Source organism: Amycolatopsis thermophila (assembly GCF_030814215.1).
GTDB lineage: Bacteria > Actinomycetota > Actinomycetes > Mycobacteriales > Pseudonocardiaceae > Amycolatopsis_E > Amycolatopsis_E thermophila.
Window position 1 is genome coordinate 2,750,083 of the sequence record NZ_JAUSUT010000001.1, and the last position, 12,815, is coordinate 2,762,897.

Here is a 12,815-nt window from a genome sequence, read left to right on the forward strand (position 1 = left end):
GGCGAGGAGGAGGGGTGCGTGCCGAGCAACGACCAGCCCGAGTGGCCGTCCGAGGATTCCGACGTCACGGACGTCTCCGCCGAGGAGAAGCCGGCCGACGGCGGTGCGACGGCGCAGCTGCCGGTGCCCGGCGAGGTGTCCCTGCCCGAGTCGGCGACGGTGTTCGTGCCCGGTCCGTCGCCGGACGGTGAGCGGACCCGGTTCCTCGCGACGCCGGAACCGCGGGACGAGCGGGGCGCCGAGAGCACCCAGGTGATCGACCTGCGGCAGGCGCGCACCCCGGCCTCCGAGCGGACGGCCGGGGAGCAGGCGTCCCCGTCTGAGCAGGAGACCGCGCCCCAGCAGGTCCCGCGGCCCGAACGCCCTCAGCAGCAACCACAACCGCAGCAACGGCCTCCGCAGCAGCCGCCGCGCCCGCAGCCGGTGCCGCCGGCCGCCGCCCCGCTCGTGCAGCCGATGCGGATCGAGCCCAGCGGCGAGATCCACCCCGCCGAGGTGACCACGGGCGAGGAGCCGCCGCCCGCCGAGCCACCGGCCGCGCCGCCGGAGAAGCCGAAGCGCCGCCGCAGGGGCGTGCTGATCACGAGCATCGTCGCGCTGGTCCTGGTCATCGCGATCGGCGCCGCGCTGGCCACGCCGTACGTGTCGAACCGCCTCGGCCTGCCGTGGGCGCCGAACCTGCCCAAGGCCGACGCGCCCGAGCCGGTCGCGGTGGCGCTGTCGTTGAAGGCGCCCAGCGCCTCGGCGCCCGAGCCGACGCCGTCCGGGCTGTCCGCGGCGCTCGCCGGCCCGATCTCGAGCCCGGCGCTGGGCACGCTCACCGGCACGGTGGTCGACCCGGCCAGCGGGACGACCCTGTGGGACCGCAACTCCGGTCAGCTGCTGACCCCGGCCTCGACGACCAAGCTGCTGACCTTCGCGGCGGCGCTGCTCGCGGTCGACGACGGGACCCAGCTGAGCACGAAGGTCGTCGAGGGTTCCTCGCCGGACACCGCGGTGATCGTCGCGGGCGGGGACATCACGCTGTCGTCGCTGCCCGCCGGACGGCAGTCGGTCTACTCCGGCGCCGCGCACCTCGACGACCTCGTCGCGCAGGTCAAGCAGGCCAGCGGCGGCACGATCAAGAAGGTGCAGATCGACACCTCGGCCTGGACCGGCCCGCAGACCGCGCCCGGGTGGGCCCCCGACGACGCGCCCGTCTACACGGCGGCGATGACGCCGGTGATGCTGGACGGCGGCCTCACCGACCCGGCCAACGACCACTCGGTCCGCGTCGCGCAGCCGGCGACCACCGTCCTGCAGACCTTCGCCGGCCGCCTCGGCGCGACCGCGGCGGGCACCGGCAAGGCGCCGCCGGACGCGAAGGTGCTCGGGGAGGTCAAGTCCGCGCCGCTGAGCGAGCTGACCGCGCACGCGCTGGAGGCCTCGGACAACACGCTCGCCGACGCGATCGGCCGGCTGACCGCGACCGCGACCGGCGCCCCGGCGTCGTTCGCCGGTGCGGCTCAGGCGACGCTGTCCGTGTTGTCCCAGAACGGTTTCGACGTCTCACAGGTCAGCCTGAGCGACAACAGCGGGCTGTCCCCGCAGAACAAGGTCCCGGCGAAGCTGCTCGCGCAGATCCTGGCGGTCGCTTCCGCGCCGGACGGCTCGGACCCGCGGACGGTGAAGCTGCGCCCCCTGCTGGCCGGGCTCCCGGTCGCGGGCGGCAGCGGCACGCTCGACAACCGCTACGAGAAGCCCGGCTCGACCGCGGGCAAGGGGTGGGTCCGGGCGAAAACGGGCACTCTCTCCGGCGTCAACACGTTGGCAGGGGTAGTGCTGGACGAGGACGGGCGCGTGCTGGTGTTCGCGTTGATGTCCAACCAGGGCAATCCGGACAACAACGTGGTGCGCGACGCGCTCGACGTCGTCGCGGCCTCGTTGAGGGGCTGCGGCTGCCGATAGCTTCGGGAAGGTGGACACGATGAGCGAGGTCGCGACCCGGCCGGTCGTGGACTGGTCACTGGCCGCGTCGACGGGTGCCTTCCTCGCCCGTGGCGGGCCGGTGGTCTCCCGCGAGGAGGCCGGCCTGGCCGTCAGCGAGCTGCGTGATCTGACCGTCGACGCCGAGGCCCACGTCCGCGAGCTGACCGGGCTGGGCGCCGGGCTGCCGCTGCTCCCCGGTGACGTCGTGGACCGGCCCGGCTGGGTCCGCTCGGCCGCCGCCGGGCTCGACGCGCTCACCGCGAAGGCGTTGCCGCCCAACCCGGCCGGCCCGCTGGGGCCCGTCCTGGCCGGCGGCGCGGGCGTGCAGACCGGCGTGGTGCTGGCCTTCCTCGCCTCGCGCGTGCTCGGGCAGTACGACCCGTTCGGTGGCCCGGACGGCACCGGCAGGCTGCTGCTGGTGGCGCCGAACGTCGTCACCGCCCAGCAGGCGCTGCAGGTGCCGGGCCGCGACTTCCGGCTGTGGGTCTGCCTGCACGAGAGCACGCACCGCCTGCAGTTCACCGCGGTGGGCTGGCTGCGCGACTACTTCGCCGGCGAGGTCGAGCGGCTGGTCAGCGGGCTGACCGGCGACGACGACCGCGTGACCGACCTGCTCGGGCGGCTGCCGGACGCGCTGCGCGAGGCCAGGCGCGCGAAGGCCGACGGGCTGGTCGCGGTCGGCCAGCTGTTGCGGTCGCCGGAGCAGCGCGCGGTGTTCGACCGGCTGCTTGCGCTGTCCACGCTGCTCGAGGGGCACGCCGACTACGTGATGGACGCCGTCGGGCCGAGCGTGGTGCCCACGGTCGAGACGATCCGCGCCCGGTTCACCGACCGGCGCAAGGGCGGTGGCGTGCTGGACCGGCTGCTGCGGGCGCTGCTCGGGGTGGACGCCAAGATCCGCCAGTACGCGCAGGGGGCGGCCTTCACCCGGCACGTCGTCGACCGGGTCGGGATGACCGGGTTCAACGCCGTGTGGACCTCGCCGTACACCCTGCCGACCCGCGCCGAGATCGCCGATCCGGAGGCCTGGGTGCGGCGCGTCCGCCCGTGACCGGCCCGCACCCCGCGGTGGCGGCGGTCCGCCGCGCGGTGCGGCAGCTGCTCTCCGACTGCGCGGAGCAGCCCGCGATCGACGTCGCGTTGTCCGGCGGCGCCGATTCGCTCGCGCTCACCGAGGCGGCGGTGTTCACCGGACGGCGGCTCGGGTTGCCGGTGCGCGCACTGGTCGTCGACCACGGCTTGCAGGCGGACTCCGCGCGCGTGGCCGCCGAGGCGGCCGAGGTGGCGCGCAAGCTCGGCGTGGACTCCGCCGAGGTGCTGACCGTCGAGGTGACCGGGCCGGGTGGGGTCGAAGCCGCCGCCCGGAACGCCCGGTACGCCGCGCTCCGCGAACACCGCCGCGGGATCGTCCTGCTCGGCCACACGCGCGACGACCAGGCGGAGACCGTCCTCCTCGGACTCGGCCGTGGTTCCGGCCCGCGCTCGATCGCCGGCATGCGTGCTGTGGATCTCCCGTGGGGTAGGCCACTCCTCGACGTCCCGCGCGCGACCACGCGCGAAGCCTGCCGGGCGCTCGGCCTGACCCCGTGGGAGGACCCGCACAACAGCGACCCCCGGTACACGCGGGTGCGCCTGCGCACCGAAGTGCTGCCGCTGCTGGAAGACGTGCTCCACGGTGGGGTAGCGGCCGCTCTCGCCCGCACCGCCGCCCAGCTCAGGGAGGATTCCGAGGCGCTCGACGCCCTCGCCGCGGACTTCCTGGCGCGTCACGGGGAACCGGACATCCCGGCGCTGACCCCGCTCCCGGCCTCCCTCCGGCGGAGGATCCTGCGCGAGTGGCTGGCCGGCCGCGGCGCCCGCGAACTCACCGACTCCCACCTGCGGTCGGTCGACGCGTTGATCGGCGATTGGCGTGGTCAGGGCGGAGTTTGGCTACCCGGCGGCTTGGTGGTGACCCGGACACATGGCAGGCTTGCCGTGAATCCACCGGAAACAAGAGGGGACTGACCCGTGTACGAAGGCGAGATCGCCTCCGTCCTCATCACCGAGCAGCAGATCAACGACAAGATCACCGAGCTCGCCAAGCAGATCGCCGCCGACTACGAGCGCGAGACGACTGCCGGCGACCTGCTGCTGGTGGGTGTGCTCAAGGGCGCCGTCATGTTCATGACCGACTTCGCCCGCGTGCTGCCGATGCCGGCGCAGCTGGAGTTCATGGCCGTCTCCTCCTACGGCTCGTCCACGTCGTCCTCCGGCGTGGTGCGGATCCTCAAGGACCTCGACCGCGACATCACCGGGCGGCACGTGCTGATCGTCGAGGACATCGTCGACTCCGGGCTCACGCTGTCCTGGCTGCTGAAGAACCTGGCCAGCCGCAACCCGGCGTCGCTCGAGGTCGTCACGCTGCTGCGCAAGCCCGACGCGGTCAAGGTGGACGTGCCGGTGCGCTACGTCGGGTTCGACATCCCGAACGAGTTCGTCGTCGGCTACGGCCTGGACTACGCGGAGCGCTACCGGGACCTGCCCTACATCGGCACCCTTGATCCGAAGGTGTACGGCGCCTGAACACGCTGCGTAAGCAGCGAAAAATCCCGAACCCGATCGAACCGGAACGCGTCATGACCGTCGGTGCGGTGCGTTAGCCTGACGAACGAGGGTGACGGGCCGCGACGTGGCACGGACATGGGGTAGGGAGAACTGATGGGGAGCTACGCGGACGCCGCGGCGTTCCGGAACGCCGCTGTGAACGGTCAGCTGGGGGTCGACCCGGACGCCGCGCAGACAGTGCTGAAGAAGATCCGCCTCGGCAAGGACCAGGTGGAGAACCTGCTGCGCAACGCCGGGTCCCTGGCCGAGGCGCCCAAGCTCGGGAACAACCCGGTCGGCAACGCCATCGCCGCGAAGTTCGTGCAGCGCGCCGACGGGGGCGGCGAGTCGTACGTGACCGCGTTGCGCAACCTCTACAGCCAGTACCAGCAGGCCGAGGAGGCCGTCGTGGCCGCCATGGGCCACTACGACAAGATCGAGCAGGCCGCCGAGGACGCGCTGGCGTCCGGCCGTCAGGTCTGAACCGGGGGGACCGATCACGATGACTTCTCCGAGCAGCGAGCCCAGAAGCGACGCCGTCCAGCTGGGCGACAACGGCGAGTCCGCCGCGCTGGTGCAGCAGGCGCGCAGCAGCGCGGGCGGGTTCACCTACGGCGGTGACCGCGCCATCGGCAGCCCGCCGAACTGGGCCTCGCAGGAGAGCACCCAGCTCTACCTCGGCGCCACCCAGAACAACGACCCGGCCACGGCCGAGTCCACCGGCAGGCAGTGGAAGTCCCACGGGGACGACCTGCACCAGGCCGCCGACGACCTGTACAACGCGATCAGCGAGCTGGGCAACGCGTGGATCGGGCAGGGCGCCGGGTCCGCGCAGGGCGCGCTGGTCGCCATCGCGAACTCCAGCAAGCAGGCCGGCGACGCGGCGCACACCATGGCCAGCCGCATGGCGCAGCAGGCCGCCGCGGCCGCCGAGGTCAAGAAGATGCCGGCGCCGAAGGAGTTCGACCCGGCCAAGCAGACCGCGGCGATGCTCGCCGGCGGCCCGGCCGCGATGGTCGCGGACATGAAGCAGCAGGCCGACGAGGCCCGCGCCGTGCACGCGCAGCAGGTCCAGTACTTCAACGCCTACACCCAGGCGATGTCCGAGGTGGACAGCGCGACCCCGAGCTTCGGCCCGGAGTCGCTCGGCCTGCCCGCGGACGGCCGTCTCGGCGGCACCTCGGCGCAGTCGGTCGGTGCCTCCGCGGGCGCGGTGCCGGGTGGTCTCGGCGCCACCGGGGTCGGCCCGATCGGCGCCGTCGCCGCCGGTATCCCCGGTGCTGGCGGGGCCGCCTTCGCCGGTGGCGGCCTGCCCGGCGGCGCGCCTGCTCCGCACGGTTCCCCGGCTGCTCCCGCGCCGGGTGCGGTCTCGGGTGCCGCTCAGCCGGCTGCGGCGGCGTCCTCCGGTGGCGGTGGTTCGGCCGCGCTGGGTGCGGCGGTCGGTCTCGGTGCCGCGGGCCTGGGCGCGGTGGGCGGCAAGGCGGTGCTCGGCCGGGGCAGCAAGTCCGGGGCCAAGGAGAAGCAGGCCGACGGCACGGCGGCCAGCTCGGACCAGTCCCAGCAGGCTCAGGGCGGGGCTCAGCAGCAGCAGGCCCAGCAGAGCCTGATGAACACCGGTGGCACCATCGGGGGCACCAGCGCCCCGCCGGCTTCCGGCATGGGCGGTGGCATGGGCGCCGGCGGCGCGCACGGCGCGGAGGACGAGGAGCACACTCGTGCGTCCTTCCTCGTCGAGGCCGACCCGGACGAGGCGTTCGGCGCCAACGTGGCGACGGCTCCGCCGGTCATCGGCGCCTGGAACGACGAGGACGACCGCTGATCCGGCGCGTGGGCGCCGGATCCGAACAGAGGGTGAGACTCGATGGTGCGAGCGGAGCTGCTCACTCCGCTGGAGCTCGACTTCCTCTGGGAGTCGTTCGGAGCAGGTGAACTGCCGTACCCCCTGGAGGTGCGCTCGCACGGCGCGACGATGGACGAGCGCGCCTCCCTGCGCCGGCAAACCCTCGACCGCCTGGTCGCGCGCGGCGCGGCCGACGGGCGGGGCCGCCCGGCGCCGCACATCGAGGAGTTCTTCGAGGTGCTGGCGGGCGCGGAGACCAGCCTGGACAGCGTGCACATCACCGCGCCCGAAGCGCGCCCGCTGCTGGCCGTGGCGTCCGCGCTGAACGGCCGCGGGGTGCTCGCGGTGCACGACGACCGGGGTTTCCACCTGCAGCCGATGCCCGCCGACGGGCTGGCGAGCGCCATCGTGTCGCTGCTGCCCGCGGCGCCGCGCGGCACCGAGAAGTCGATCACCGTCCCGCTCGAGCAGCTGCTCACCGCGACGGGCGCGGACTTCCTGCAGCGCCGGTCGGCGAGCGGCGAGCGCACGAGCGCGGACGACGACCGCAAGGCGCTGGCCCGGCTCCAGGCCCAGCCGCGCCTGCGCGGCGGCCAGATCGGCGCCAACGCCCGCAGCCGCAGCGGCGCGAAGTCCCGTCCGCCGGTGCTGAGCTGGTTCGACACCGAGGGCGGCCGCTACTTCACGCAGGCCAGCCGCGGGCACGACGGCCGCGACTGGATCACCATCGCGCCCGCCGACGCCGCCAGCCTGCGGCACCGCCTCGGCGAGATGCTGGTCAGCGCGGCCGGCATGAACCTGGCGCCCGGTGGTGCGTGGTGAACCGTCCGGAGTTCTTCACGCCGGTCACGTTCGACTTCCTGTGGGAGGCCGCGGGCATCGGCGAGCTGCCGTACCCGCTGCAGGTCCGGTCGCACGGCGCGACCATGGACGAGCGGTCGGTGCTGCGCCAGCGCGCGCACGAGGAGCTGAAGGCCCGCGGCCTGCGCGACCACTACGGCCGGCTGGAACCGCACGTCGAGGACTGGTTCCGGGTGCTGTCGCAGGGCACCGCCAGCATCGACGCGGTGCACATCCCGGACTTCCGCGTCCCGCCGGTGTCGATCCTGGCGGCCACCGACGGCACGCTCGGCGTGGTGGCGATCCAGGACGCCGACGGCATCTGGATCCGGCCGGCGTTCCCCGAGGGCCTGGTCTCGACGGTGGTCGACCTGCTGCCGCCGGGCACCCGCGGCACCGAGGCTTCCATCACACTGCCGGTCGACGAGGCACTGCGGATCCCGCCGTCGCGCACCGCCGTGCCGGTCGGCGCCGGGGCCAAGCCGCGGCGCCGGTCGCTGAGCGAGGCGCCGTCCGACCCCCGAGAGGCGTACGCGCGCCTGTCCGGCCAGCCGCGGTTGCGCGGCGGCCAGCTCGCCGCCAACAGCCGCTCCGACGTGGGCGGACGTCGCAGGTCACCGGTGCTGGGCTGGTTCGACACGGCCAGCGGCCGCTACCTGAGCCTGTCCCGGCCGGGTGCCGACGGGCGGGAGTGGGTCACGGTGTCCTCGGCGGACGCGAAGACGCTGCGCACCAGGCTCGGTGAGATGGTGGCGAGCGTCACAACCGAGCCGGGCTACTGACGTGCACCGGTCCGGGGAACCAGACCACGGCACCGCCCGTTGACCTGCTTGAGACTCGTGCAGGTGCCCATGTCGGCCGGACTGTACCCTGGATGGACGGGGTGTTCCTCGCACACCGCAAGTTGTTGTCTACACCGTGACGGCGGATGTGACATCTACCGCCTAACCAGGGAGGGTCGAGGCCGAACGGCCGAGGCATATGGACCGGAAGCGCCTGCTCAGGAACCCGCTGCTGTGGATCGTCGCGGTTGTGTTGATCTTCCTCGCGGTCAACACCCTCACCGACAGCGACCGTGGTTATACCCAGGTCCCCACTTCACAGGCGATCGCGCAGATCGACACGAACAACGTGAAGGAAGCCAACCTGGAGGACAAGGAGCAGCAGCTCAAGCTGTCGCTCAACAACAAGATCGACGTCGACGGCCAGCAGGTCGACCAGATCATCGCGCCGTTCCCCTCGGACGCGACGAGCCTGATCTACAGCAGGCTGATCGAAAAGCCGAACATCAAGTTCTCCACCACGGTGACGCAACAGGGCTTCTTCACGCAGATCCTGTACTACATCATCCCGCTGGGCCTGCTGCTCCTGCTGCTGATGTGGATGATGAACAACGCGCAGGGCGGCGGCAACCGCGTCCTCAACTTCGGCAAGTCCAAGGCCAAGCAGCTGAACAAGGACATGCCGAAGACGACCTTCGGCGACGTCGCGGGTGCCGACGAGGCGGTCGAAGAGCTCTACGAGATCAAGGACTTCCTGCAGAACCCGGCCCGCTACCAGGCACTGGGCGCGAAGATCCCGAAGGGCGTGCTGCTCTACGGCCCGCCCGGTACCGGTAAGACCCTGCTCGCGCGGGCCGTCGCCGGTGAGGCCGGCGTGCCGTTCTACACGATCTCGGGGTCCGACTTCGTCGAGATGTTCGTCGGTGTCGGTGCCTCCCGCGTCCGCGACCTGTTCGAGCAGGCCAAGCAGAACGCCCCGTGCATCATCTTCGTCGACGAGATCGACGCGGTCGGCCGCCAGCGCGGCGCCGGCCTCGGCGGCGGTCACGACGAGCGCGAGCAGACGCTGAACCAGCTGCTCGTCGAGATGGACGGCTTCGACTCGCGCGGCGGCATCATCCTGATCGCCGCCACCAACCGGCCGGACATCCTCGACCCGGCGCTGCTGCGACCGGGCCGCTTCGACCGGCAGATCCCGGTGTCCGCGCCGGACCTCGCCGGCCGTCGCGCCATCCTCGAGGTCCACTCGAAGGGCAAGCCGCTCGCGCAGGGCGTCGACCTGAACGCGCTGGCCAAGCGGACCGTCGGCATGTCGGGCGCCGACCTGGCCAACGTCATCAACGAGGCCGCGCTGCTCACCGCCCGCCAGAACGGGCACGTGATCACCGACGCGGCGCTGGAGGAGTCGGTCGACCGCGTGATCGGCGGTCCGGCCCGCAAGAGCCGGATCATCTCCGAGCAGGAGAAGAAGATCACCGCCTACCACGAGGGCGGGCACGCGCTCGCCGCGTGGGCGATGCCGGATCTCGAGCCGGTGTACAAGCTGACGATCCTGCCGCGCGGCCGGACCGGTGGGCACGCGCTGGTCGTCCCCGAGGACGACAAGCAGCTGATGACCCGGTCCGAGATGATCGCCCGGCTGGTGTTCGCGATGGGTGGCCGCACGGCCGAGGAGCTGGTCTTCCACGAGCCGACCACCGGTGCGTCCTCCGACATCGAGCAGGCGACCAAGATCGCCAAGGCGATGGTCATGGAGTACGGCATGAGCGCCCGGCTGGGTGCCGTGAAGTACGGCCAGGACCAGGGCGACCCGTTCCTGGGCCGCTCCGCCGGGCGCCAGCCCGACTACTCGCTCGAGGTCGCGCACGAGATCGACGAAGAGGTCCGCAAGCTCATCGAGACCGCGCACACCGAGGCGTGGGAGGTGCTCAACACCTACCGCGACGTGCTCGACGACCTGGTGCTGGAGCTCCTGGAGAAGGAGACGCTGAACCGCAAGGACCTCGAGCGGATCTTCGCCACCGTCGAGAAGCGCCCGCACATCACGGTCTTCAACGAGTTCGGTGAGCGCACGCCGTCGGACAAGCCGCCGATCAAGACCCCGGGCGAGCTGGCGATGGAGCGCGGCGAGCCGTGGCCGCCCCCGGAGAAGAAGCCCGCGCCGCGTCAGGTGCCGACCCCGGTCGGGACCGCGCCCGGTGGCAGCGACCTCCCCGGTGGCCCGCCGTACGGCCAGCCGGAGCCGCCGTCGAACCCGTACGCGCCACCGCCGTCCAACGGCGGCCGGCCCTACGGTCCGAACGGCAGCGGTCAGTGGCCGCAGCCCTCCAACGGTGGCAACCAGTCCGGCCCGCCGAACTACGGTGCGCCTCCGGGCTGGACCCCGGCGACCCAGCCGGGTGGTCAGACGCCGTGGCGCCCTGGCCAGGGCGGCCAGCAGCGGCCGGGTGACTGGTTCGGCGGCCCGGAGGAGGGCCAGGGCCAGCACCGGCGGAATTCCGACGAGCAGGACGGTCAAGATCGACAGTGAGCTGACGCCCGACGAGGGGCCGGTCTTCGACCAGGCGCGGGCCGAGAAGGCGGTGCGCGAGCTGCTCGAGGCCGTGGGCGAGAACCCGGACCGGGAGGGTCTGCGTGACACCCCCGCCCGGGTCGCTCGCGCGTACCGGGAGATGTTCGCCGGGCTCTACACCGATCCCGCCGCGGTGCTGGAACGCACCTTCGACGAATCGCACGAAGAGCTCGTGCTGGTCACCGACATCCCGATGTACAGCACCTGCGAACACCACCTGGTGCCGTTCCACGGGGTCGCGCACGTGGGGTACATCCCGAACAGCCACGGCAAGGTCACCGGGTTGTCCAAGCTCGCCCGCCTGGTCGACCTCTACGCGAAGCGCCCGCAGGTGCAGGAGCGGCTGACGTCGCAGATCGCCGACGCGCTGGTGCGCAAGCTGCAGCCGCGCGGCGTGATCGTCGTGGTCGAGGCCGAGCACCTGTGCATGTCGATGCGTGGCATCCGCAAGCCGGGCGCGCGCACCACCACCTCGGCCGTGCGCGGCATGTTGCAGACGTCGGCGACCTCGCGTGCGGAGGCCCTGGAACTGATCAAGGGCCGTCGATGACGGACGGGGTGCCGGACCGCTGTCTGGTGATGGGCGTCCTGAACGTCACACCGGACTCCTTCTCCGACGGCGGCCGGTACCTCGACCTGGACGCGGCGCTGGCGCACGCCCACGAGATGTGGGAGCGCGGCGCGGACATCATCGACGTGGGCGGCGAGTCCACGCGGCCCGGTTCGTCCCGGGTGGACGCGGAGACCGAGATCGCCCGTGTGCTGCCCGTGGTGCGCACGCTGGCGGCCGACGGCCTGCGGCTCTCGGTGGACACCACGCGCGCCGCCGTCGCCGAGGCGGCGCTGGACGCGGGTGCCGCGATCATCAACGACGTGTCCGGCGGTCTGGCCGACCCGGACATGGCGAAGGTGGCCGCGACCAGCCAGGCGCCGTGGGTGCTGATGCACTGGCGCGGGCACAGCAAGGACATGAACGCGCTGGCCACCTACGACGACGTGGTGTCCGACGTGCGGGACGAGCTGCGGGCGCGGGTCGACGCGGCACTGGCGGCCGGTGTCGCGCCGGAGAAGATCATCCTCGACCCGGGGCTGGGGTTCGCCAAGCGCGGCGAGCACGACTGGGCGCTGCTGAACCGGCTGGAAGTCTTTCTGGACATGGGTTTCCCGGTGCTGGTGGGGGCTTCGCGGAAGCGGTTCCTGGGCACGCTGCTGGCCTCGGACGGTGTGCCGCGCCCACCCGCCGGACGCGAGGACGCGACGGCGGCGGTGACGGCGATCGCCGCGGTGAAGGGTGCGTGGGGCGTGCGGGTGCACAACGTGGGGGCGTCGCTGGACGCGGTTGCGGTCGCGGCGGCGTGGAGGCGCGGGCGTGCCTGACCGGATCACACTCACCGGGCTGCGGGTGTTCGGGCGCCACGGGGTGTTCGAGCACGAGAAGCGGGACGGGCAGGATTTCGTCGTCGACATCGTCGTGTGGCTGGACCTCGCGCCGGCCGCCGCGTCGGACGATTTGCGGGAAACCCTGCACTACGGCGAGCTGGCCCAGATGGCGGCGGAGATCGTCGGTGGGGAGCCGTACGACCTGATCGAGAGCGTGGCGGGCCGGATCGCCGATGAGGTGCTGAAGGATTCGCGGCTGTCAGCGGTGGAGGTGACCGTGCACAAGCCGTCCGCGCCGATCCCGTTGGATTTCGCGGACGTGGCGGTCACCGTTCACCGGGAGCGTTCGTGAGGGCGGTCCTGTCGCTCGGTTCGAACCTCGGTGACCGGCTGGGATACCTGAGGTCGGTCGTCGAGTTCTTCGGTCCGGCCGTGGTCGCGGTGTCCAGTGTGTACGAAACGGAACCGTGGGGCGTCGAGGACCAGCCGGATTTCCTGAACGCGGTGTGCATTGTGGACGATCCGGCGCGGGACGCGTGGGCGTGGCTGCGGGCGGGCCAGGCGCTGGAAGCCCGAGCCGGCCGCGTCCGGGAGTTGCGGTGGGGGCCGCGGACGCTGGACGTGGACGTCGTCACGGTGGACGGCGTCCGCTCCGACGATCCCGAGCTGCTGTTGCCCCACCCCGGAACCCCCGAGCGGGCGAGCGTGCTCATCCCGTGGCTGGAAATCGACCCGGACGCGGTGTTGCCGGGGCACGGCCCGGTCCGCGCGCTGCTGGAGGCACGCCCGGACTCGGACCGAGCCTCCGTCCGGCTCCTGCAGCCCTTCCCCCGCTGAGCACGGGCGC

Annotated in this window: 13 protein-coding genes; all 13 read left to right on the forward strand. The window is 72.5% G+C overall.

What is annotated here, in order from left to right; all coding sequences use genetic code 11:
- Positions 1–18: 18 nt before the first annotated feature.
- The 13 genes from dacB to folK all read left to right on the forward strand — a co-directional run bounded on the left by dacB (position 19) and on the right by folK (position 12,805).
- Positions 19–1,947, forward strand: a complete 1,929-nt coding sequence (gene dacB / locus FB470_RS13720; protein WP_306991656.1) for a D-alanyl-D-alanine carboxypeptidase/D-alanyl-D-alanine endopeptidase — start codon at positions 19–21, stop codon at positions 1,945–1,947.
- A gap of 19 nt (positions 1,948–1,966) precedes the next feature.
- On the forward strand, positions 1,967–3,019 hold the full coding sequence (locus tag FB470_RS13725; RefSeq protein WP_306991658.1) for a zinc-dependent metalloprotease: 1,053 nt from the start codon (positions 1,967–1,969) through the stop codon (positions 3,017–3,019).
- Positions 3,016–3,975, forward strand: a complete 960-nt coding sequence (gene tilS / locus FB470_RS13730; RefSeq protein ID WP_306991660.1) for a tRNA lysidine(34) synthetase TilS — start codon at positions 3,016–3,018, stop codon at positions 3,973–3,975. Before FB470_RS13725 ends, tilS begins: the two co-directional genes overlap by 4 nt.
- 3 nt (positions 3,976–3,978) lie before the next feature.
- A complete protein-coding gene (gene hpt, locus FB470_RS13735; RefSeq protein WP_306991662.1) occupies positions 3,979–4,533 on the forward strand; it encodes a hypoxanthine phosphoribosyltransferase in 555 nt (184 codons plus the stop codon).
- A 135-nt stretch (positions 4,534–4,668) separates the two neighbouring features.
- Complete coding sequence (locus FB470_RS13740) at positions 4,669–5,037, forward strand: hypothetical protein (protein WP_306991665.1); 369 nt, start codon at positions 4,669–4,671, stop codon at positions 5,035–5,037.
- Positions 5,038–5,056: 19 nt separating this feature from the next.
- Complete coding sequence (locus tag FB470_RS13745; protein ID WP_306991667.1) at positions 5,057–6,373, forward strand: hypothetical protein; 1,317 nt, start codon at positions 5,057–5,059, stop codon at positions 6,371–6,373.
- Between the two features lie 42 nt (positions 6,374–6,415).
- The gene (locus tag FB470_RS13750; protein ID WP_306991668.1) at positions 6,416–7,216 is read left to right on the forward strand and encodes an ESX secretion-associated protein EspG; all 801 of its coding nucleotides are present in this window, start codon (positions 6,416–6,418) and stop codon (positions 7,214–7,216) included.
- Positions 7,213–8,016: an ESX secretion-associated protein EspG gene (locus FB470_RS13755; RefSeq protein WP_306991670.1), complete on the forward strand. Its 804-nt coding sequence runs from the start codon at positions 7,213–7,215 to the stop codon at positions 8,014–8,016. Before FB470_RS13750 ends, FB470_RS13755 begins: the two co-directional genes overlap by 4 nt.
- A 199-nt stretch (positions 8,017–8,215) precedes the next feature.
- Positions 8,216–10,546 carry an ATP-dependent zinc metalloprotease FtsH gene (ftsH, locus tag FB470_RS13760; RefSeq protein ID WP_306991672.1) on the forward strand — a complete coding sequence of 777 codons (2,331 nt, stop codon included), beginning with the start codon at positions 8,216–8,218 and terminating at the stop codon, positions 10,544–10,546.
- Positions 10,536–11,138: a GTP cyclohydrolase I FolE gene (folE, locus tag FB470_RS13765; protein WP_306999252.1), complete on the forward strand. Its 603-nt coding sequence runs from the start codon at positions 10,536–10,538 to the stop codon at positions 11,136–11,138. The genes ftsH and folE overlap by 11 nt, the downstream gene beginning before the upstream one ends.
- Positions 11,135–11,965, forward strand: coding sequence for a dihydropteroate synthase (gene folP, locus FB470_RS13770; protein ID WP_306991673.1), 831 nt, complete (start codon positions 11,135–11,137; stop codon positions 11,963–11,965). The genes folE and folP overlap by 4 nt, the downstream gene beginning before the upstream one ends.
- Positions 11,958–12,320: a dihydroneopterin aldolase gene (gene folB, locus FB470_RS13775; protein WP_306991675.1), complete on the forward strand. Its 363-nt coding sequence runs from the start codon at positions 11,958–11,960 to the stop codon at positions 12,318–12,320. Before folP ends, folB begins: the two co-directional genes overlap by 8 nt.
- Positions 12,317–12,805 carry a 2-amino-4-hydroxy-6-hydroxymethyldihydropteridine diphosphokinase gene (gene folK, locus FB470_RS13780; RefSeq protein ID WP_306991676.1) on the forward strand — a complete coding sequence of 163 codons (489 nt, stop codon included), beginning with the start codon at positions 12,317–12,319 and terminating at the stop codon, positions 12,803–12,805. Before folB ends, folK begins: the two co-directional genes overlap by 4 nt.
- The last annotated feature ends 10 nt before the right edge of the window (positions 12,806–12,815 follow it).